The sequence below is a fragment of the Pantoea sp. PvP021 genome, from assembly GCF_054056055.1.
Window position 1 is genome coordinate 336,523 of the sequence record NZ_JBSRXX010000003.1, and the last position, 18,628, is coordinate 355,150.

The 18,628-nt window shown below is 56.2% G+C and carries 18 protein-coding genes; 14 read left to right on the plus strand and 4 right to left on the minus strand.

Going from position 1 to position 18,628, the window contains the following annotated elements:
* The first annotated feature begins 81 nt into the window (after positions 1–81).
* The 5 genes from ACVKSX_RS13180 to ACVKSX_RS13200 all read left to right on the plus strand — a co-directional run bounded on the left by ACVKSX_RS13180 (position 82) and on the right by ACVKSX_RS13200 (position 4,516).
* The gene (locus ACVKSX_RS13180) at positions 82–1,440 is read left to right on the plus strand and encodes a PTS sugar transporter subunit IIC (protein WP_010248669.1); all 1,359 of its coding nucleotides are present in this window, start codon (positions 82–84) and stop codon (positions 1,438–1,440) included.
* Positions 1,437–2,864: a glycoside hydrolase family 1 protein gene (locus ACVKSX_RS13185; RefSeq protein WP_010671043.1), complete on the plus strand. Its 1,428-nt coding sequence runs from the start codon at positions 1,437–1,439 to the stop codon at positions 2,862–2,864. Before ACVKSX_RS13180 ends, ACVKSX_RS13185 begins: the two co-directional genes overlap by 4 nt.
* A gap of 15 nt (positions 2,865–2,879) precedes the next feature.
* Positions 2,880–3,197, plus strand: a complete 318-nt coding sequence (locus ACVKSX_RS13190) for a PTS sugar transporter subunit IIB (protein ID WP_010248665.1) — start codon at positions 2,880–2,882, stop codon at positions 3,195–3,197.
* Positions 3,198–3,293: 96 nt separating this feature from the next.
* On the plus strand, positions 3,294–4,067 hold the full coding sequence (locus ACVKSX_RS13195) for an FCD domain-containing protein (protein ID WP_010248663.1): 774 nt from the start codon (positions 3,294–3,296) through the stop codon (positions 4,065–4,067).
* Positions 4,064–4,516 (plus strand): GNAT family N-acetyltransferase, encoded by a 453-nt coding sequence (locus ACVKSX_RS13200; protein ID WP_167430391.1) that lies wholly within the window; start codon positions 4,064–4,066, stop codon positions 4,514–4,516. Before ACVKSX_RS13195 ends, ACVKSX_RS13200 begins: the two co-directional genes overlap by 4 nt.
* Before the next feature lie 40 nt (positions 4,517–4,556).
* Here the strand turns inward: ACVKSX_RS13200 and ACVKSX_RS13205 are convergent, their stop codons facing one another.
* The 4 genes from ACVKSX_RS13205 to mutH form a co-directional block, all read right to left on the minus strand.
* Complete coding sequence (locus tag ACVKSX_RS13205) at positions 4,557–5,597, minus strand: NADP(H)-dependent aldo-keto reductase (RefSeq protein ID WP_010248659.1); 1,041 nt, start codon at positions 5,595–5,597, stop codon at positions 4,557–4,559.
* Between the two features lie 140 nt (positions 5,598–5,737).
* Positions 5,738–5,956 carry a YgdI/YgdR family lipoprotein gene (locus tag ACVKSX_RS13210; RefSeq protein WP_003853956.1) on the minus strand — a complete coding sequence of 73 codons (219 nt, stop codon included), beginning with the start codon at positions 5,954–5,956 and terminating at the stop codon, positions 5,738–5,740.
* Positions 5,957–6,074: 118 nt separating this feature from the next.
* Positions 6,075–6,785 (minus strand): TerC family protein, encoded by a 711-nt coding sequence (locus ACVKSX_RS13215; RefSeq protein WP_010248654.1) that lies wholly within the window; start codon positions 6,783–6,785, stop codon positions 6,075–6,077.
* Between the two features lie 99 nt (positions 6,786–6,884).
* Complete coding sequence (mutH, locus tag ACVKSX_RS13220; protein WP_159226957.1) at positions 6,885–7,562, minus strand: DNA mismatch repair endonuclease MutH; 678 nt, start codon at positions 7,560–7,562, stop codon at positions 6,885–6,887.
* A 684-nt stretch (positions 7,563–8,246) separates the two neighbouring features.
* Here mutH and rppH point away from each other — a divergent pair.
* The 9 genes from rppH (at position 8,247) to recC (ending at position 18,569) form a co-directional block, all read left to right on the plus strand.
* Positions 8,247–8,774: an RNA pyrophosphohydrolase gene (gene rppH / locus ACVKSX_RS13225; RefSeq protein WP_009087042.1), complete on the plus strand. Its 528-nt coding sequence runs from the start codon at positions 8,247–8,249 to the stop codon at positions 8,772–8,774.
* A 12-nt stretch (positions 8,775–8,786) separates the two neighbouring features.
* Positions 8,787–11,033 (plus strand): phosphoenolpyruvate--protein phosphotransferase, encoded by a 2,247-nt coding sequence (gene ptsP / locus ACVKSX_RS13230; RefSeq protein WP_010248647.1) that lies wholly within the window; start codon positions 8,787–8,789, stop codon positions 11,031–11,033.
* Positions 11,034–11,548: 515 nt separating this feature from the next.
* Positions 11,549–12,430, plus strand: a complete 882-nt coding sequence (lgt, locus tag ACVKSX_RS13235) for a prolipoprotein diacylglyceryl transferase (RefSeq protein ID WP_010248645.1) — start codon at positions 11,549–11,551, stop codon at positions 12,428–12,430.
* Positions 12,427–13,221, plus strand: a complete 795-nt coding sequence (gene thyA, locus ACVKSX_RS13240; protein ID WP_033772525.1) for a thymidylate synthase — start codon at positions 12,427–12,429, stop codon at positions 13,219–13,221. The genes lgt and thyA overlap by 4 nt, the downstream gene beginning before the upstream one ends.
* Before the next feature lie 187 nt (positions 13,222–13,408).
* On the plus strand, positions 13,409–13,879 hold the full coding sequence (locus tag ACVKSX_RS13245; protein WP_354438825.1) for a prepilin-type N-terminal cleavage/methylation domain-containing protein: 471 nt from the start codon (positions 13,409–13,411) through the stop codon (positions 13,877–13,879).
* Entirely contained in the window at positions 13,876–14,403 is a 528-nt protein-coding gene (locus tag ACVKSX_RS13250) for a prepilin peptidase-dependent protein (RefSeq protein WP_172608871.1), read from the plus strand. Before ACVKSX_RS13245 ends, ACVKSX_RS13250 begins: the two co-directional genes overlap by 4 nt.
* The gene (locus tag ACVKSX_RS13255; RefSeq protein ID WP_033769930.1) at positions 14,400–14,804 is read left to right on the plus strand and encodes a DUF2509 family protein; all 405 of its coding nucleotides are present in this window, start codon (positions 14,400–14,402) and stop codon (positions 14,802–14,804) included. The genes ACVKSX_RS13250 and ACVKSX_RS13255 overlap by 4 nt, the downstream gene beginning before the upstream one ends.
* Positions 14,764–15,090 carry a prepilin-type N-terminal cleavage/methylation domain-containing protein gene (locus ACVKSX_RS13260; protein WP_240769934.1) on the plus strand — a complete coding sequence of 109 codons (327 nt, stop codon included), beginning with the start codon at positions 14,764–14,766 and terminating at the stop codon, positions 15,088–15,090. The genes ACVKSX_RS13255 and ACVKSX_RS13260 overlap by 41 nt, the downstream gene beginning before the upstream one ends.
* Before the next feature lie 101 nt (positions 15,091–15,191).
* Positions 15,192–18,569 (plus strand): exodeoxyribonuclease V subunit gamma, encoded by a 3,378-nt coding sequence (recC, locus tag ACVKSX_RS13265; RefSeq protein WP_354438823.1) that lies wholly within the window; start codon positions 15,192–15,194, stop codon positions 18,567–18,569.
* Positions 18,570–18,628 lie beyond the last annotated feature (59 nt).

Consider the following 18,628-nt stretch of genomic DNA (forward strand, 5'->3'; position numbering starts at 1 on the left):
ATTCGTCATTTTGGTATGCCACTAACAGGGAAGACCACGACGATTACAGGAATACCGATCTTACATCTCTGAGGGTTGATCATGTCTCTACAGGACCGCCTTATCGATTCCCTGGGCAGCTTTGCCACCCGCTTTAACAGTTATCGCTACATCATGGCGATTAAAGCCTCGTTCATTACCCTGATGCCGGTGATCATTGTTGGCGCCTTCTCGGTATTGATCTCTAACATGGTGCTGGACAGCAAAAATGGCCTTGCCAGCTTTGCCGCCCTGGCTTTTTTAGCTGACCTCAAGCCCATCACCAGCAGTATCAATTACGCCACGCTCAGCTTTCTCAACATTGGTGCGGTGTTCCTGATTGGTATTGAGCTTGGGCGCATCAACGGTATAAAAACGCTGTTTCCCGGCCTGCTGGCGATCATCTGCTTTGTATCCGTAACGCCGACCACCTTACAGATGATGGTCGATGGGCAGATGCACCTGGTCACCGACGTGCTGGCCAAACAATTCTCCGATACCAAAAGCCTGTTTCTCGGCATGTTTATCGCCATTCTGTCGGTAGAGATCTACTGCCGCCTCGAACAGGTTGAGCGGCTGAAAATCAAAATGCCCGACACCGTGCCGCCCAATGTGGCCGCCTCTTTCTCCGCGCTCATCCCCTCAATCATCACCGTGACGCTGATAGCGACCTTTGGCTTTATCTTCCATCGCGTCACCGGCATGTACCTTTACGACGCGGTATACCAGGTGGTGCAGCAGCCGCTGGAGTCGGTGGTGCAGAGCCTGTGGGGCATTCTGATTCTGATGTTCGTCGCCCAGCTGTTCTGGGTGATTGGTATTCACGGCAACCAGATGGTGAAGCCGATCCGTGAGCCGCTGTTGCTTGGCGCGATTATGGTCAACATGACCGCTTTTGAGCAGGGAAAAGAGGCACCGAACATCATCACCATGCCGTTCTGGGATGTTTATATGAGCATCGGCGGCTCCGGCCTGACCATCGGGCTGCTCACCGCCGTGATGCTGGCAACACGACGCAAAGAGATGCGTGAAATCGCCAAACTGTCGTTCGGGCCAGGCATTTTCAATATCAACGAGCCGGTTATATTTGGTATGCCGATTATGCTTAACCCGATACTGGCTATCCCTTTCATCATCACACCGCTAGTGACAGGTTCTATCGGTTACTTCGCTACGGTGATGGGATTTGCCGGGAAAGCCGTGGTGATGGTGCCATGGACCACGCCTCCGATTATCAATGCCTGGCTGTCAACGGCCGGATCGATGGGTGCGGTGGTGACGCAGATCGTCTGCATTCTGGTGTCAGTACTTATCTATCTGCCATTTGTGAAAGTCGCAGCCCGCCGCGCGGATGCAGCAGAAGCAGCGGAAGCAAAGAGCCTGCAACCTGAGCTGAACCCTAACCGAACGGAGGTGTTATGAGTCGTCAGACTGTCCACATACCTGAAAATTTCATTCTGGGAGCTGCTGCCTCCGCCTGGCAGACGGAAGGCTGGAGCGGAAAAAAAGCGGGGCAGGACTCCTGGCCTGACGCCTGGTATCAGCAGGATCGTCACGTCTGGCACAACGGCTACGGCCCGGCGGTTGCCACCGACTTTATCAACCGCTTTAGTGAGGATGTGGCGCTAATGAAGGCCAGCGGGCTGACCCACTACCGCACTTCGATCAACTGGTCGCGTTTCCTGATCGATTACGAAACCGCTACGGTCGATGAGGAATACGCGGCTTACTATGACCGGCTGATTGATGAAATGCAGCGCCAGGGCATAGAACTGATGCTCTGTCTGGAGCATTACGAGCTGCCCGCCACGCTGCTGGACCAGTATGGCGGCTGGCAGTCAAAGCATGTGGTTGAACTGTTTATCCGTTATGTCGAACAGGTGTTTAAACGCTATGCCGGTCGGGTCACGCGCTGGTTTGTGTTTAACGAGCCGATTGTGGTGCAGACCCGCGTCTATCTTGACGCGCTGCGCTGGCCTTATGAGCAGAACACCCATAAATGGATGCAGTGGAACCACCACAAAAATCTTGCTACCGCCCGGGTAGTGCAGCTGTTCCGCGCGGCAGGCTATGCCGGTCGCATTGGTACCATACTCAATCCGGAAGTCACCTATCCGCGATCGTCAGCCCCGCACGACCAGAAGGCGGCGCATATTTATGACCTGTTCTACAACCGGGTGTTTCTCGACCCCGCCATTAAAGGCGAGTATCCGGCGGAGCTGCTGGCGCTGCTTGATAAGCATCAGATTGAGTGGGAAACCACCCCGGAAGAGCTGGCGATTATTGCCGCCAATACCGTCGATGAAGTCGGGCTTAATCTCTACTATCCGCATCGCGTGAAGGCACCGTCCCGCGCCTGGCATCCCGAGACACCCTTTCATCCCGCCTGGTATTACGAACACTTTGAACTGCCGGGGCGACGGATGAACCCTTCACGCGGCTGGGAAATTCAGCCTGAAATTATCTGGGATATGGCGCAGCGGATGCGCGATGAGTACGGCAATATCCCGTGGTTTGTGGCTGAAAGCGGTATGGGAATTGAGAACGAAGCGCAGTTCAAAAATGCCGACGGGGAGATTCAGGACGATTACCGCATCGCGTTTATCAGCGAGCACCTGCATCAGGCGATACGCGCCAGTCAGGCGGGGATTAACTGTCAGGGCTATATGCTGTGGGCGTTTACCGACAATGTCTCGCCAATGAATGCCTTTAAAAATCGCTATGGTCTTATCGAAATCGACTTAGATAAGCAGCGTCAGCGCCGTATGAAGAAATCTGCCCACTGGTTCCGTACGCTGCGCGACACGCAGCAATTTACCCTGTGGCTTGATGATGAGCCGAAATAACGCGAGGAAACGAGCATGAAACGAATTGTTCTGGCCTGTGCTGCGGGCATGTCGACCTCAATGGTGGTGACGCGGATGGAAAAGGAGGCTGCCGCGCGCGGTCTGGCATTTCAGATCTACGCCATTCCGGAGCAAAACCTGCGTGAAGAGCTGCAAAACTACGGCAACGAGGTGGTGGTCGTGCTGCTCGGGCCACAGGTGCGCTTCAAACTGGAAGAAAACAGAAAACTTACCGACAGCTATCAGTTGCCCATCGCGGTGATCGATACGGTTGCTTACGGCACGCTGAATGGTGCAAAGGTACTCGATCAGGCGCTGGCTTTGATACACTGAGCCCCAGTTTGCGAGCCAGCCTCTCCGGTTCGCGGGCATTGTCGCGCAGGGAACCGCGGCAATGCCGTTAGCGCATTGATTGCAAAGGGTGACAGTGTGGACAAAGCCGAAGCGCCGCAAGAAAAAAAGCAGTATCAGGAAATTGGTCAGCACCTGCGTCAGCAGATCTGTGACGGGCACTATCCGGTGGGATCGCGCCTGCCGCCTGAACGTCAGCTGGCTGAAACCTGGGGCGTCAGCCGGACCATCGTGCGCGAGGCATTATTGATGCTGGAGCTGGAAGGTACGGTGGATATCCGCCAGAGCTCCGGCGTCTATGTGATGCGTATTCCTTCCGCCAGTGATGATGAAGAAGAGGCCTTCTTCCGCAGCGACGTTGGCCCGTTTGAAATGCTACAGGCACGTCAGTTGCTGGAGAGCAATATTGCAGCCTTTGCCGCAAAAATGGCGACCAAAGCGGACATCGAAAATCTGCGCCGAACGCTGGAACAGGAGCAGCGTGCTATCGCCGCCAACGACAGCAGTCAGGACAACGACAAGTTGTTTCATCTGCTGCTGGCGGGTGCCAGTCAGAATCAGATGCTGCTCGATACCGTCACCAGCATCTGGCGACATCATGACAGTAGCCCGCTCTGGCAGCAGCTGCGCCCGCAGTTTGAAACCCGCGCCTATCGCCTGAAGTGGCTCGGCGATCACCAGACAATCCTGGCTGCTCTGCGTCGGCGTGATGTGATGGGGGCCTGGCAATCCACCTGGCAGCACCTTGAGAACGTCAAGAATACGCTGCTGGAGCTTTCCGACGCCGATGCGCCTGACTTTGATGGCTACCTGTTTGATTCAGTCCCGATCTTTCAGGGGAAACTGATGTGATTGAGATTGTATCGCTCAGCGATGCCCCCCAATTTGCCGATCAGATCATCGACTGGCAGTGGCGCGCATTTGGTGAAGCCACCAGCCGGGCGTTCTTTGCCAGTGTGGTGAACAGCAGCCTTATCGGTGCTGATTTTCCGGTGACTTTCGTTGCCGTGGAGGCGGGCAGGGCAGTCGGCACGGTGGGATTCTGGCGCTGCGACCTGATCAGCCGTCAGGATCTTTTCCCCTGGCTGGCGGCGCTCTATGTTGATGAGTCGGTGCGCGGCAAAGGTGTCAGTCAAGCGCTGCAGCAGCATGTCATCGCCTATGCACAGGCACGGGGCTATCCACAGTTGTGGTTATGGTCAACGTTTGAGGGTTACTACGAACGTTATGGCTGGCTGCCACAGGGTGAAGCGCTGGAGTATCCCGCTAAGCCGGTAAAACTCTATTATCGCGACCTGTAAGAGATGCCAGCCGCCATCGCGGCAGCTGGCAACAGAGCGCTCAGGGAGCCGGATAGGTATAACGACGGTGGATCGCCTCAATGCCTTCCAGGATCTCTGCATTTAAGGTCAGATTGAAGCTGTCGATATTGATCTGCAACTGTTCAGGCGTGGTGGCGCCCAGCAGCGTGCTGGCCACAAACGGCTGCTGACGCACATAGGCCAGGGCCATCTGCGACGGGTCAATCTGATGCTGCTGAGCCAGTGCCACATATTCGGCAATCGCCTTTTGTGACTGCTCACCGCTGTAGCGGGTAAAGCGGCTGAACAACGTGTTGCGTGCGCCCGCAGGCTGCGCGCCATTCAGGTATTTGCCGCTCAGCGTTCCAAACGCCAGGCTGGAATACGCCAGCAGCTCTACGCCTTCATGCTGGCTGATTTCGGCCAGACCCACTTCAAAGCTGCGGTTCAGCAGGCTGTAGGGATTCTGAATGCTGATAATGCGCGGCAGCTCATGCTTCTCCGCCAGCTGCAGATAGCGCATCACGCCCCACGCGGTTTCGTTCGACACCCCGATATAGCGGATCTTACCAGCGCGCACCTGTTCGGTCAGCGCTTCCAGCGTCTCCAGCAGCGTCACCTGAGCAGTGGTTTCGCTGTACTGATAGCCAAGCTTGCCAAAATAGTTGGTCTGACGCTGTGGCCAGTGCAGCTGGTAGAGGTCAAGGTAGTCAGTATTCAGGCGTTTCAGGCTGGCATCGAGTGCTGCGCGGATGTTTTTACGGTCCAGCGCCATATCCGGGCGAATCGACGCATCATTGCCACGTGAAGGCCCGGCCACTTTACTGGCAAGAATGATTTTGTCGCGGCTGCCGCGCTGTTTAAGCCAGCTGCCAATATATTGTTCGGTCAGACCCTGGGTTTCCGGACGCGGGGGCACCGGATACATCTCGGCAGTATCAATAAAGTTGATGCCGGAACGGATAGCTAAATCCAGTTGAGCATGGGCGTCGGCTTCGCTGTTCTGTTCGCCAAACGTCATGGTGCCCAACCCCAGCTGACTCACTTCCAGCGTGCTGTGGGGAATACGATGATAGTGCATTGCCAGCTTCCTTTTCTTTATGGAATGGAATGTTGTGTCCTCAGGGACTATAGCGCGAGCAATGGCGGGGAAGGAAGGGGGAAAAGTCGGGGAAATCACCTGCCAGCCGGGAATCGGTGGCAGGTGATTAAATCGGGCACTTAACGTTCAATGATCGTAGAAACCTCATCGCTGTTAATCTGCACCATATGACCCGTCTGGTCAGTGTACTCCACCAGGCCGGTCTCTTTATCAATGCTCGGCTTGCCTTCGGTCATGATCATCCGGCCATCTTTGGTCGCCATGACATAATCAGAACTGCATCCACTTAAAAATGCGGCGGTTACCATCACCAGTGCTACTCCTGCCAACCCTTTCATCACGCCTAATCCTCACAAATGGTCAAGTGCAAACAGTGTAGTAATAAATGGTTTTGCCGGCAGGGTTAATCGTATGAATCTGAAAATAACCGGGCGAGCAGGCTCGCCCTTGACTTTATCAGGCGTGCTTTTTCTTACTGCGCATCAGGTTAAGACACTCAACCGCCATTGAGAAGAACATAGCGAAATAAATGTAACCTTTTGGTACGTGGACCGCAAAACTCTCCAGGATCAGGGTGAAACCGACCAGAATCAGGAAAGAGAGAGCCAGCATTTTCACTGACGGATGGCGGTCAACAAACTCACCGATCGCGCGCGCAGCGAACATCATCATCAGCACGGCAATAACCACCGCCGCCATCATAATGAACAGATGATCGGAGAGGCCGATGGCCGTGATCACCGAGTCGAGGCTGAAAATAATGTCGAGCATCATGATCTGCACAATCGCACCCAGGAAGGAATGGACGCGGGTGTTGTGTTCGCCTTCGCTGCCTTCGATCGTTTCATGGATCTCCATGCTCGATTTCCACAGCAGGAACAGTCCGCCAAACAGCAGAATCAGATCGCGCGCCGAGAACGCATGATCCATCAGCGTAAAGAGCGGGTTAGTCAGACGGGCTACCCACGCGATAGAAGCCAGCAGGCCAAGACGCATCAGCATCGCGCCCATCAGACCAATGCGACGTGCGCTGGCTTGCTGGTGTTTTGGCAGTTTAGCGACCACCAGCGACAGGAAAATGATGTTATCAATACCCAGCACCACCTCAAGGATGGTCAGGGTGCCCAGCGCCAGCCAGGCGTTGGGATCGGAAATCCACTCAAACATACCGACATTTAATCCTAAACGAAAAGTAAACGGCGATTATACGCATTCATTTCGCCGATCTCCCACAAAATTGCGACACATCAACGCGGGTGGCGACGTTCAGAGGAGAAAATGACGCGCCAGCAGGGGCCCGGTGAAGCTTTTCTTCAGGTAGAAACCGCGCGGCAGCGTCATGATTGGCTGGCCCTGATCGCCGATTCCTTCTGTCAGCGCTTTGCTATTGGCGGCTTTGGGCCGGATTTGCAGCCAGGCACCATGTCGCGCGGTAATCTGCTCTACGCGACCCAGCACAATCATATCCATCAGCTCTTCCCAGTCCTGCCGCAGCATCTCATCTTCTTCCGCATCGGGGCTCCATAACAGCGGCGCGCCGACACGGCGTTCCCGCAGCGGAATCTCACGCCCGCCTTCAACCGGGATCCACAATACCCGCGCCAGCTTGTGGCGCACATGGCTGGTGAGCCAGGTCACGCCGCTGTTGCCGGTCAGAGGTGCCACACAGACAAAGGTGGTTTCCAGCGGTTTACCCTGCGCATCAATCGGGATAGTTTTCAATTCGATACCCAGATGGGCAAAGTCCTGCTCCGCTTTGCTGCCTGCGCTGGCACCAAGATGCCACTCCAGCAGCATGCCGACCCAGCCCTTGTCGCGTTTGAGATCCGCAGGCATGAGCAGACCGGCGCGCGCGGCCAGGGTTTCCAGGGTTAAACCGGCTAAATCCTGCGCGCGTGCCAGCAGGCTGGCTTCATCTTCAGGTGGTCCTGGCTGGTAACTCATGGTGAATACTCGCAATGATTAAAATTTGTACAGCAGCGGGTGAGTCACGTTTCTCACATAAATAATCCGCGTCAGGGATCGATAATAACATGATAGATCGTGCTTTTTTTAGCGGATTGCACGCTCGCCGCCCCAGGTGCTTCAGGGTTATCCCAGCTTACCCGCAACAATGAACAGGATCTCCAGCCCGGTTATCCACAGAAAAATGGGATAACCACCGTCTGAGTGCGGTACTGGTTCCATTTACAGCCTTGACTTTTCACGATCTGGCCATAATTTCGCCGCTCTGGCCTAACCCTGAGCGATTATCTGTGGATAAAAAGCAGTGTGCTTATATTTTAAGCAATTGTCAGTTACCATGAAAATATTCACTGTTTATAAAAGATTTACTGGTAAGGTTTTTGATTTAATATCATTAAAAATCAAACGGATGTGTTGCTGGTTCTTTTTGGCTCTTCAGCGTGCACGGAAAAGGTTATTCAGATAACTCCCGCGTTCTGCACAAAGCTATCCACAGAAAAGGTGAATAAGATCGATCTTTTTCTCGGTCATTGTTTATAACTTTGCCATTTTCTGTGAGTTATCCCGGCGATGATGGCTTAACCCCCCATGAATCCAGTGGTTTACCGCCTGTAAGGAGTGTGAAACAATCAGCTCATTCAAATTTTGCTTTGAGGTAGTCCGGTGATCGATGATGATGGCTACCGCCCGAATGTTGGTATCGTAATCTGTAACCGGCAGGGACAAGTGTTATGGGCCAGGCGCTTTGGACAGCACTCCTGGCAATTTCCTCAGGGAGGCATCAATCCCGGTGAAACCGCAGAACAGGCGATGTATCGCGAACTGTTCGAAGAGGTCGGATTACACCGGAAAGATGTTCGAATACTTGCTTCTACCCGTAACTGGTTACGTTACAAGTTGCCAAAACGTTTGGTGCGTTGGGACACAAAGCCGGTATGTATCGGCCAGAAACAAAAGTGGTTTCTTCTGCAGTTAATGTGTAATGACGCGGATATCAATGTGCAGCACAGCAGCACGCCCGAGTTCGATGGCTGGCGCTGGGTCAGTTTCTGGTATCCGGTGCGTCAGGTTGTCTCCTTTAAGCGCGACGTTTATCGTCGGGTGATGAAGGAATTCGCTGGCGTGGTGATGTCTATGCAGGAGAGTGCGGGGCAGCGAAATAATCCTGCCCATCGACGTAAGAGAGGATAGGCCACGCCCTTTATGCTCACTCAGTTGCGCGAAATTGTAGAAAAAGTGGCGAGTGCGCCGCGTCTCAATGAAGCACTCGACATCCTGGTTAATGAGATCTGTCTGGCGATGGATACGGAAGTCTGTTCCGTTTACCTCGCCGACCATGATCGTCACTGCTACTACCTGATGGCGACGCGCGGACTTAAAAAACCGCGTGGCCGCACCGTGACCCTGGCGTTTGACGAGGGGATCGTCGGTTTAGTGGGCCGTCTGGCCGAACCGATTAACCTTGCTGACGCCCAGAGTCATCCCAGCTTCAAATATATCCCCGCAGTGAAAGAGGAGCGCTACCGCTCCTTCCTCGGCGTGCCGATTATCAGCCGTCGCCAGTTACTGGGCGTGCTGGTGGTGCAGCAGCGCGAGCACCGTCAGTTTGATGAAAGCGAAGAGTCGTTTCTGGTCACCCTTGCCACCCAGATGGCGGCATTGCTGTCGCAGTCGCAGATGGCTCAGCTGTTTGGTCAGTTCCGGCAGACGCGGGTGCGCGCAATTGCAGCTGCGCCTGGCGTGGCGGTGGCACCGGGCTGGGTGGATGAGACGCAGCCACTGCTCGATCAGGTTTCGGCTGCCTCAACGCTGGATGTCCATCGCGAACGTGAGCGTCTGTCGCTCGCCATGAGCGAAGCCACCAGTGAATTTCGTCGCTTCAGTAAACGCTTCAGCGCCAGCGCTCAGAAAGAGAGTGCGGCCATTTTCGACCTTTACTCTCACCTGTTAACCGATGCCCGACTGAAAAAAGATCTGTTCGACGAGATCGAACGCGGATCGGTCGCCGAATGGGCAGTGAAACAGGTCATCGAGAAGTTTGCTGAACAGTTTGCCAGCCTGACGGACACCTACCTGCGTGAACGCGCAGGCGATCTGCGGGTGCTGGGTCAGCGCCTGCTGTTTCACCTTGACGATACGCTGGTCGGCACCAATGCCTGGCCGGAACGCTTTGTGCTGGTGGCCGATGAGCTGACCGCCACCACCTTAGCTGAGCTGCCGCATGAGCGGCTGGCGGGCGTGGTGGTGCGTGACGGCGCAGCCAACTCCCATGCGGCGATTCTGACCCGCGCGATGGGGATCCCGACGGTCATGGGCGCTGATATCCAGCCCCATCAGCTCAACAAACGTTTGCTGATCGTCGATGGGTATCGCGGTGAGCTGTTGATCGATCCCGAGCCGGTGCTGGTGCAGGAGTACCAGCGTTTGATCAGCGAAGAGAATGCGCTGAGCAAAATGGCGGAAGGCGTGGTCGATCAGCCCGGTGAGCTGAAAAGCGGCGAGCGCGTGCAGGTGATGCTGAATGCCGGCTTAAGCCCGGAGCATGAGCAGACGCTGGGCAACTGGGTGGATGGCATCGGTCTCTACCGCACCGAAATCCCGTTTATGCTGCAGAACGGCTTCCCGTCGGAAGAGGAGCAGGTGGCACAGTATCAGGGCATGTTACAGCTGTTTCACAACAAGCCTGTGACGCTGCGTACCCTGGATGTAGGAGCAGATAAACAGCTACCCTACATGCCTATCAGTGAAGAGAATCCCTGTCTGGGCTGGCGCGGCATCCGCCTGACGCTTGACCAGCCGGAAATTTTCCTGGTGCAGGTGCGCGCGATGCTGCGTGCCAACGCCGCATCCGGCAACCTCAGTATTCTGCTGCCGATGATCAGCCATATCGATGAGATCGACGAAGCGAAAAAGCTGATCGATCGCGCAGGACGCGAAGTCGAAGAGATGCTGGGCTATACGATCCCCGCGCCGCGCATCGGCATCATGATTGAAGTGCCGTCGATGCTGTTTATGATCCCGCATCTGGCGTCAAGGGTCGATTTTGTCTCGGTTGGCACCAACGATCTGACCCAGTATCTGCTGGCGGTGGATCGCAACAACACCCGCGTGGCCAATCTCTACGACTCGCTGCATCCGGCGATGCTGCGTGCACTGAATACGATTGCGCAGGAAGCCCGTCTGGCCAATCTGGAATTGTGCCTGTGTGGTGAAATGGCCGGCGATCCAATGTGCGTGGCGCTGCTGGTCGGGCTGGGGTATCACCATCTCAGCATGAACGGCAAAAACGTACCGCGGGTGAAATACCTGCTGCGCCATCTGGATCACGAAGAAGCACAGCAGCTCAGCGAGCAGGGGATGAATGCTCATACCGCCACCGAAGTTCGTCATCTGGTCTCGACCTTTATGGAGCGTCGCGGGCTGGGCGGTTTAATCCGCGGCGGTCGCTAAGCGCTACTTCAGGCTATTTTATTTGCCATTCTGGCCCTGGGCAGTGCTCACACAGGCTGCTTTAGCAACCTGAACGCCCGTCAGGGCGGCCCTGAAGGGGCGAGCACAGCGAGTAATCCTCACGTACTACGTGTACGCTCCGGTTGTTGCGCGCTGTACATGACCAGTCTGGCTGCAACAATGTACGCCTGACGGGTCAGACTATTTTATTTGCCATTCTGGTCCCGGGCAGTGCTCACACAGGCTGCTTTAGCAACCTGAACGCCCGTCAGGGCGGCCCTGAAGGGGCGAGCACAGCGAGTAATCCTCACGCACTACGTGTACGCTCCGGTTGTTGCGCGCTGTCCGTGACCAGACTGACTGCAACAATGTACGCCTGACGAGTCAGACTCTGGGCGTTATCCGCGTTTACATTTGCGGGACAATTCACAAAACCGGCTGTGCTATGATGCGCAGCCTTAATTTATGTGCCTGACAACACCCCCTTTTCAGGGTTGAAAAATAGACGGTGAATGATGAATAACGGCTATATTGCATTTCCGCAGTTCGATCCGGTGATCTTCTCGATTGGACCGGTTTCGCTTCACTGGTACGGTCTGATGTATCTGGTGGGCTTTGTTTTCGCCATGTGGCTGGCTGTCCGCCGCGCCAATCAGCCGGGCAGCGGCTGGAAAAAAGAGGAAGTGGAGAACCTGCTTTATGCCGGTTTCCTGGGGGTCTTCCTGGGTGGACGCATCGGCTATGTGCTGTTCTACAACTTACCGCTGTTCCTGGAAAATCCACTCTATCTGTTTAAAGTCTGGGATGGCGGCATGTCGTTCCACGGTGGCCTCATCGGGGTGATTGTCGTCATGCTGGTCTTTGCCCGCCGCACCCGACGTAATTTCTTCCAGGTGGCTGATTTCATCGCGCCGCTGATCCCGTTCGGTCTGGGTGCCGGTCGTCTCGGCAACTTCATTAACGGTGAGCTCTGGGGCCGTGTCGATCCGGGCTTCCGCTATGCCATGCTGTTCCCTGGCTCCCGCAGCGAAGATGTCGCGCTGGCCGCCACCAATCCGCAATACCAGGCGCTGCTCAACACCTACGGCGTGCTGCCGCGTCATGCTTCGCAGCTCTACGAACTGGTGCTGGAAGGGATAGTGCTGTTTATCATCCTGAATCTGTTTATTCGTAAGCCACGCCCGATGGGCAGCGTCTCTGGCCTGTTCCTGATTGGCTATGGCGCCTTCCGTATTATCGTTGAGTTCTTCCGCCAGCCGGATGCCCAGCTTGGCCTGTTTGAAGGCGGAATCAGTATGGGACAGATCCTCTCTGTGCCAATGATTATTGCCGGTATTATTATGATGATCTGGGCGTATCGTCGTCGCCCGCAGCCACAATTTCGCGAGGAAAAATGAAACAGTATCTGGATTTAATGCAACATGTGCTGCACGAAGGCACGCCAAAAGCTGACCGTACCGGCACCGGTACGCTTTCAATTTTTGGTCACCAGATGCGTTTCAATCTGCAGGATGGTTTTCCGCTGGTCACCACCAAGAAATGTCATATCCGCTCGATTATTCATGAGCTGCTGTGGTTTCTGAAAGGTGATACCAACATCGGTTATCTCAAAGATAACAACGTCTCCATCTGGGATGAGTGGGCGGATGAGAATGGCGATCTCGGCCCGGTGTATGGCAAACAGTGGCGCAGCTGGGGAACGGCCAGCGGCCAGGAGATTGACCAGCTAAGCCAGGTGATGGAGCAGCTGAAGCGCGATCCCGACTCACGCCGGATTATCGTTTCTGCCTGGAACGTCGGCGAGCTGAGCGAGATGGCGCTGGCTCCTTGCCACGCATTCTTCCAGTTCTACGTGGCGGACGGCAAACTCTCCTGCCAGCTCTATCAGCGCTCGTGCGACATCTTCCTGGGCCTGCCGTTTAACATCGCCAGCTATGCGTTGCTGGTACATATGGTGGCGCAGCAGTGCGATCTGCAGGTGGGCGACTTCGTCTGGACCGGCGGTGATACCCACCTCTACAGTAACCATCTGGAGCAGGCGCGCCTGCAGCTGACCCGCGAACCGCGTCCGCTGCCATCACTTGTTATCAAACGCAAACCGGCGTCGCTGTTTGACTATCAGTTCGAAGATTTTGAGATTGAAGGCTACGATCCGCATCCCGCGATCAAAGCCCCTGTCGCCATCTGATTCGCGATAAAAGATAACGCCCTGGCTTCATCGCCGGGGCTTTTTTTTACCCGCAAACCGGTAAATCTGCGGCAACGCTCGCACGCTTCTGCCAATTCATGCTGTTGGGGACGCTTCTCTGCGACGTACTTTCCAGCCTGCCAAACCGCGCCTTGTTTCATCTGTTCATCACCCGCACTCTGACGCTATGAAAACAGCACACTTACGCGGTTTTACCCTGCCGGAACTGCTGCTGGTGATGGTGATTGCCGGCATGCTGAGCGTTGCCGCGCTGCATGGCTGGCAGTGCTGGCAACAGCGGCAGCAACTGCGCGACAGCGCTCAGCAACTGCAGGGATTCCTGCTTCGGCTGCGTGCCCAGGCCAACCGGCAAAATAGCGACCTGATTTTATGGTCACGGCCTGGCGATCCCTGGTGCATCGGTGCCGGAAGCCGCCCCGTTGCAGGCTGTGATAGCCGAAAACGGCTGCAATTCGTAGCGCCGCACGCTGGCGTTGCGCTCTATGACATCCGGGGTGAACCGGGCTTCTATGGCCGACGTAATGTGGCCCGGGCGGGCAGCATCGAGCTGGGTAACAGCGCCGGACGAATGCGGCTGATTATCTCGGCAAGAGCCCGTATTCGCCTCTGCATGACGGATGAGGAGACGTGCCGTTGAAAATGGCCGGATTCAGCCTGCTGGAGATGCTGATCGCCTTAGCAATCAGCGCCGTCGTGATGTTAAGTGCTGGCCGTTTTCTGCCGCTGCTGCTGGCAGAGAACGCCGGCGTGATGCAACGGGCGCAGCTGCGTCAGGAGTTACAGCAGATGATGGCGACACTGGAAAAAGCGGTGCGGCGTGCCGGTTATTGTCACGGTGAGTGTGGCAGTGGGGCGCTGCAAATCAGAGAGAACTGCCTGCTGCTGCGCTGGGATGAGAACAGCAACGGTAAATGGGAAGGGGTGAGCCATGCAGAGAGTGACTATTACGGTTATCGCCTGCGACAACAGCAGCTTGAGATGCAGCGAGGTGTTGACCAGTGTCAGTCAGCGGGCTGGGAGCGGCTCTCCGATCCCGCATTTATGACGCTGGAGCAGTTCAGCGTCAGCCAGCAGGGCGCGCAGGTCAGGATAGTGCTGCAGGCACGGGCCGGACGCTGGCTTGAAACGGTGGAGAGCTGGATTGAGGCAGAGAACCTGTGAAGCAGCGAGGCAGCAGCGCTCTGGGCATGGTGTTGATGATTATGGTCATCGGCAGCTTTACGCTGCATGCCAGCCGTAAGATGTCTGAGCAGGGAATGCGACTGCTGGCGGATGAGCAGCAGTTTATTCAGGGTTTCTGGCGGGCGCAGTCTGCGCTGCAATGGGGCTTCTCCCTGAGCTGGTCAGCCAGTGAGGCGGCCAGCTGTCAGCAGGATGATCGCCAGGGCTGGCGCAGCTGTTTACAACGAGGTGAAAAGGATGAAGGTCTGCTTAAAGGGGAGGCCAGCGGCAGTGGCATGGCAGTCTGGCAGTGGGTGCGGTTACGGGGCAATCAGATTACCGCGTTGCCGCACGGCTGGATTGACTACTGCCCGCTCACGCCGCCGGCCACCTGCCAGTAAGCGCGGTGGATTCAGCCTGCCGGAAGTGTTGTTTGCTCTGCTATTAATGGCATTAAGCAGCAGCACGCTGTTGCACTATCATCGCACACTGGCACTGGGATTCAGCCAGCAGTGGTATCAGCGTGAGGCATGGCGGGTGGCTGAGCAGCAACTGATGGGACATGAGAGTCCCGGCTGGACCTCAATACTGCAACAGCAGAGCGGTCCTTCAGGCTGCACCCTGGATCGGGCTGACGTGACGGGACCTTATCAGCGCCGTGCCACCCTGACGCGGCTGCGATGTTAACTCTCCCCGGTCGCCCTTTTGATGGGTTTCAACCGCGATACGCGGTAAAGTGACAGAGCCGCAATACCGCAGTCACGTTCTGAGTTATCACAGGAGTTTTCATGTTTCACGTTTATCACTCAAATCAGCTTGATGTGCTGAAGATTCTGGCGGCTGCGGTGATTAAACATGACCCTCTTGATGATCCTTTCGCCTCAGAAATGGTGCTGGTGCAGAGTCCGGGTATGGCGCAGTGGCTGCAGATGGAGCTGGCGCAAACCTTTGGTATTGCTGCCAATATCGAATTCCCGCTGCCTGCCAGTTTTATCTGGGAGATGTTCGTCCGCGTACTGCCCGATATCCCGGTAGAAAGTGCTTTCAGTAAGGCCAGCATGGGCTGGAAGCTGATGCACCGGCTGCCGGAGATGCTGAAGCATGAAGAGTTTACCTCTTTACGCCACTATCTCCATGACGACGGCGACAAGCGTAAACTGTTTCAGCTCAGCTCACGTGTGGCCGATCTGTTCGACCAGTATCTGGTCTATCGTGCCGACTGGCTCAACAGCTGGGAGCGCGGCGAAACCATTGAGGGGCTGGGCGAGGCGCAGCGCTGGCAGGCTGCCCTGTGGCGTGATCTGGTGAGTTATACCCAGGCCCTGCGCCAGCCTGAATGGCACCGCGCCAACCTCTATGCGCGATTTATCCAGACGCTGGATCAGGCGAAAAGCACGCCGGAAAATCTGCCCAAACGGGTCTTTATCTGTGGCATCTCTGCGCTGCCGCCGGTCTATCTGCAGGCGTTGCAGGCGCTGGGACGTCACATCGATATCCATCTGCTGTTCACCAATCCCTGCCGCGATTACTGGGGCGATATTCAGGATTATGCGTTTCTGGCGAAACTGCAAAGTCGTCAGCGCCGACGTCATGGTGCTGATGAATCACGCGGACTCTTCCGGGATGCAGAGCAGGCACCGGCGCTGTTTAACGACGCTGGTGAACAGCAACTGACCAACCCTTTGCTCGCCTCCTGGGGCAAGCTGGGGCGTGACAACCTGTTTCTGCTGAGCCAGATGGAGTCAAACGACGACATCGATGCTTTTGTCGATGTGGAGCCGGACAACCTGCTGCACTGTATGCAGCACGATCTTCTCAATCTGCAGGATAGCGCCATCATCGGACTGAATGCGGCGGAACTGGCACACAGCGATCAGAAGCGCTGCCTGGATCCGGAGGATCGATCAATTGCGGTGCAGGTCTGCCACAGTGCCCAGCGCGAAGTTGAAGTGTTGCAGGATCATCTGCTGGCGATGATGGAGGCCGATCCGACGCTGAAAGCGCGTGACATCATCGTCATGGTGGCGGATATCGACGCCTACGCCCCTTTTATTCAGGCGGTGTTCGCCAATGCACCTGCCGATCGCTATCTGCCGTTTGCGATTTCAGATCGCCGTGCCAGTCAGGCTCATCCGGCCATTGTGGCGTTTTTGCATCTGCTGGCACTGCCGGACAGCCGTTTTGTCTCGGAGGATGTGCTGGCGCTGCTCGATGTCCCGGCGCTCGCTTCCCACTTCGCCATTGATGAAAGCGGCCTGCGTTTACTGCGGCGCTGGGTCAGCGAATCGGGGGTACGCTGGGGGCTGGATGATGCCAGCGTAGAAGCCCTGTCACTTCCGGTTACCGGCCAGCACACCTGGCGCTTTGGCCTGCAGCGTATGCTGCTGGGTTATGCGATGGAGAGCCACAACGGTGACTGGGAAGGAATTCTGCCTTATGACGAGTCGGGTGGTCTGGTGGGGGAGCTGGCGGGACATCTGGCTGAGCTGCTCTCCCGGCTTAATCACTGGCGGCAGCTGCTTGCCGAACCCCGGCCACTGGCGGCCTGGCTGCCCATGTGCCGGGAACTGCTCAATGCCTTTTTCAGCCCCGATGCAGAAACCGAGGCCGCCTTACTGCTGGTGGAAGAGCAGTGGCAGCAATTGATTGAATATGGCATGGATGCGCGGTTTGAAGAGGCGATTCCGGTGGCGCTGTTGCGCGATGATCTGCGCAGCCGGCTTGATCAACAGCGCATCAGTCAGCGTTTCCTGGCGGGGCAGATTAACTTCTGTACCCTGATGCCGATGCGCTCCATTCCTTTTCAGCTGGTCTGTTTGCTGGGCATGAACGACGGCGTCTATCCACGGACCTTAGCGCCGTTAGGTTTTGATCTGATGCAGCAGCAGTCCCGCAAAGGCGACCGCAGTCGCCGCGATGATGACCGCTATCTCTTCCTGGAGGCGATGATTTCGGCGCAGCAGCAGCTCTATATCAGTTATATCGGCCGGGCGATTCAGGATAATACGGAACGCTACCCCTCGGTGCTGGTCACAGAACTGCTGGATTACATTGGACAGAGTTTTTATCTGGTCGGTGATGGCCATCTTGAGCTGGATGAGAGTGCCGAACGGGTGCGGATGCACCTGCAGCACCTGCACAGCCGGATGCCGTTTGCCGCCGAAAACTTCCAGCCTGCTGCCAGACTGCAAAGTTTCGCCCGTGAGTGGTTGCCTGCCGCGCGGGGTGCGGGGCAGCCCCAGCCCGATTTTGTGCAGCCGCTGGAGGCGCCGTTAATTGATGCGCTCACGCTGGAGGCGTTCCTGCGCTTCTGGCGACATCCGGTCCGTGCCTGGTTCCACCAGCGGCTTGGCGTGAGTTTCTGGCTGGAGGAGAACGAACTGCCCGACAGCGAGCCGTTTGCGCTCGACAACCTTGAGCGTTATCAGATCAACGCGCAGTTGCTGAATGCGCTGGTCGAAGGCGAGGATACTCAGCGGCTTTATGCGCACCATCGTGCGGCCGGTAATCTGCCTTATGGCGCGTTTGGTGAGCTGTTCTGGCAGGCGCAGCGCGATGAGATGCAGGAAGTGGCGGCAGAAGTGGTCACCCAGCGCAGCGACGGCGAGAGCTGGGAAGTGAATCTGCAACTGGAACAGGTCAGCTTAACCGGGTGGCTGACGCAGGTTCAGAGTGATGGATTGCTGCGCTGGCGGCCTGGCGTACTCAACATGAACGACGGACTGCTACTCTGGCTGGAACATCTGGTCTACTGCGCGCTGGGCGGCACCGGCAGTAGCCGGATGTTTGGCCGGCAGCAGAGCCGCTGGTGCTTCCTTGCCGTGCCGCAGGCAGAGGCGATTGCTGCGCTGAATGAGTATGTCACGGGGTATCTCGCGGGTATGCGTCAGCCGCTGATGCTGCTTAATAAAAGTGGCGGCGCATGGCTGACCGCCAGCTACGACAAAAAAAGTCAGCAGTTACTGACTGATGAGGCAACCCAGCTTAAGGCGCGTAATCGCCTGCTGACGGCCTGGTCAGGCAACTATCAGCTTGAGGGTGAAGGCAGCGATCCCTATCTGCAACGTCTTTGCCGGGTGCTGGATGAGCCACAACTACAGCAGATAACTGAGGCGGCACAGCGCTGGTATTTACCGGTGCTGGCTGCACATCAGGATGATGAATAGCCGATCAGAAGGCGTTTTTGCTGACTGACTCATTACACAGAAATTTTGCTCTGCTTTGA

Bases quoted from the DNA above. Each gene is read 5' to 3' on its own strand.
- ACVKSX_RS13180 (WP_010248669.1), top strand. From the start codon at position 82: ATGTCTCTACAGGACCGCCTTATCGATTCCCTGGGCAGCTTTGCCACC.
- ACVKSX_RS13210 (WP_003853956.1), bottom strand. From the start codon at position 5,956: ATGAAAGGGTTGGCAGGAGTAGCACTGGTGATGGTAACCGCCGCATTT.
- thyA (WP_033772525.1), top strand. From the start codon at position 12,427: ATGAAACAGTATCTGGATTTAATGCAACATGTGCTGCACGAAGGCACG.
- ACVKSX_RS13190 (WP_010248665.1), top strand. From the start codon at position 2,880: ATGAAACGAATTGTTCTGGCCTGTGCTGCGGGCATGTCGACCTCAATG.
- ACVKSX_RS13205 (WP_010248659.1), bottom strand. From the start codon at position 5,597: ATGCACTATCATCGTATTCCCCACAGCACGCTGGAAGTGAGTCAGCTG.
- ACVKSX_RS13245 (WP_354438825.1), top strand. From the start codon at position 13,409: ATGAAAACAGCACACTTACGCGGTTTTACCCTGCCGGAACTGCTGCTG.
- recC (WP_354438823.1), top strand. From the start codon at position 15,192: ATGTTTCACGTTTATCACTCAAATCAGCTTGATGTGCTGAAGATTCTG.
- ptsP (WP_010248647.1), top strand. From the start codon at position 8,787: ATGCTCACTCAGTTGCGCGAAATTGTAGAAAAAGTGGCGAGTGCGCCG.
- ACVKSX_RS13215 (WP_010248654.1), bottom strand. From the start codon at position 6,785: ATGTTTGAGTGGATTTCCGATCCCAACGCCTGGCTGGCGCTGGGCACC.
- ACVKSX_RS13185 (WP_010671043.1), top strand. From the start codon at position 1,437: ATGAGTCGTCAGACTGTCCACATACCTGAAAATTTCATTCTGGGAGCT.
- mutH (WP_159226957.1), bottom strand. From the start codon at position 7,562: ATGAGTTACCAGCCAGGACCACCTGAAGATGAAGCCAGCCTGCTGGCA.
- lgt (WP_010248645.1), top strand. From the start codon at position 11,549: ATGAATAACGGCTATATTGCATTTCCGCAGTTCGATCCGGTGATCTTC.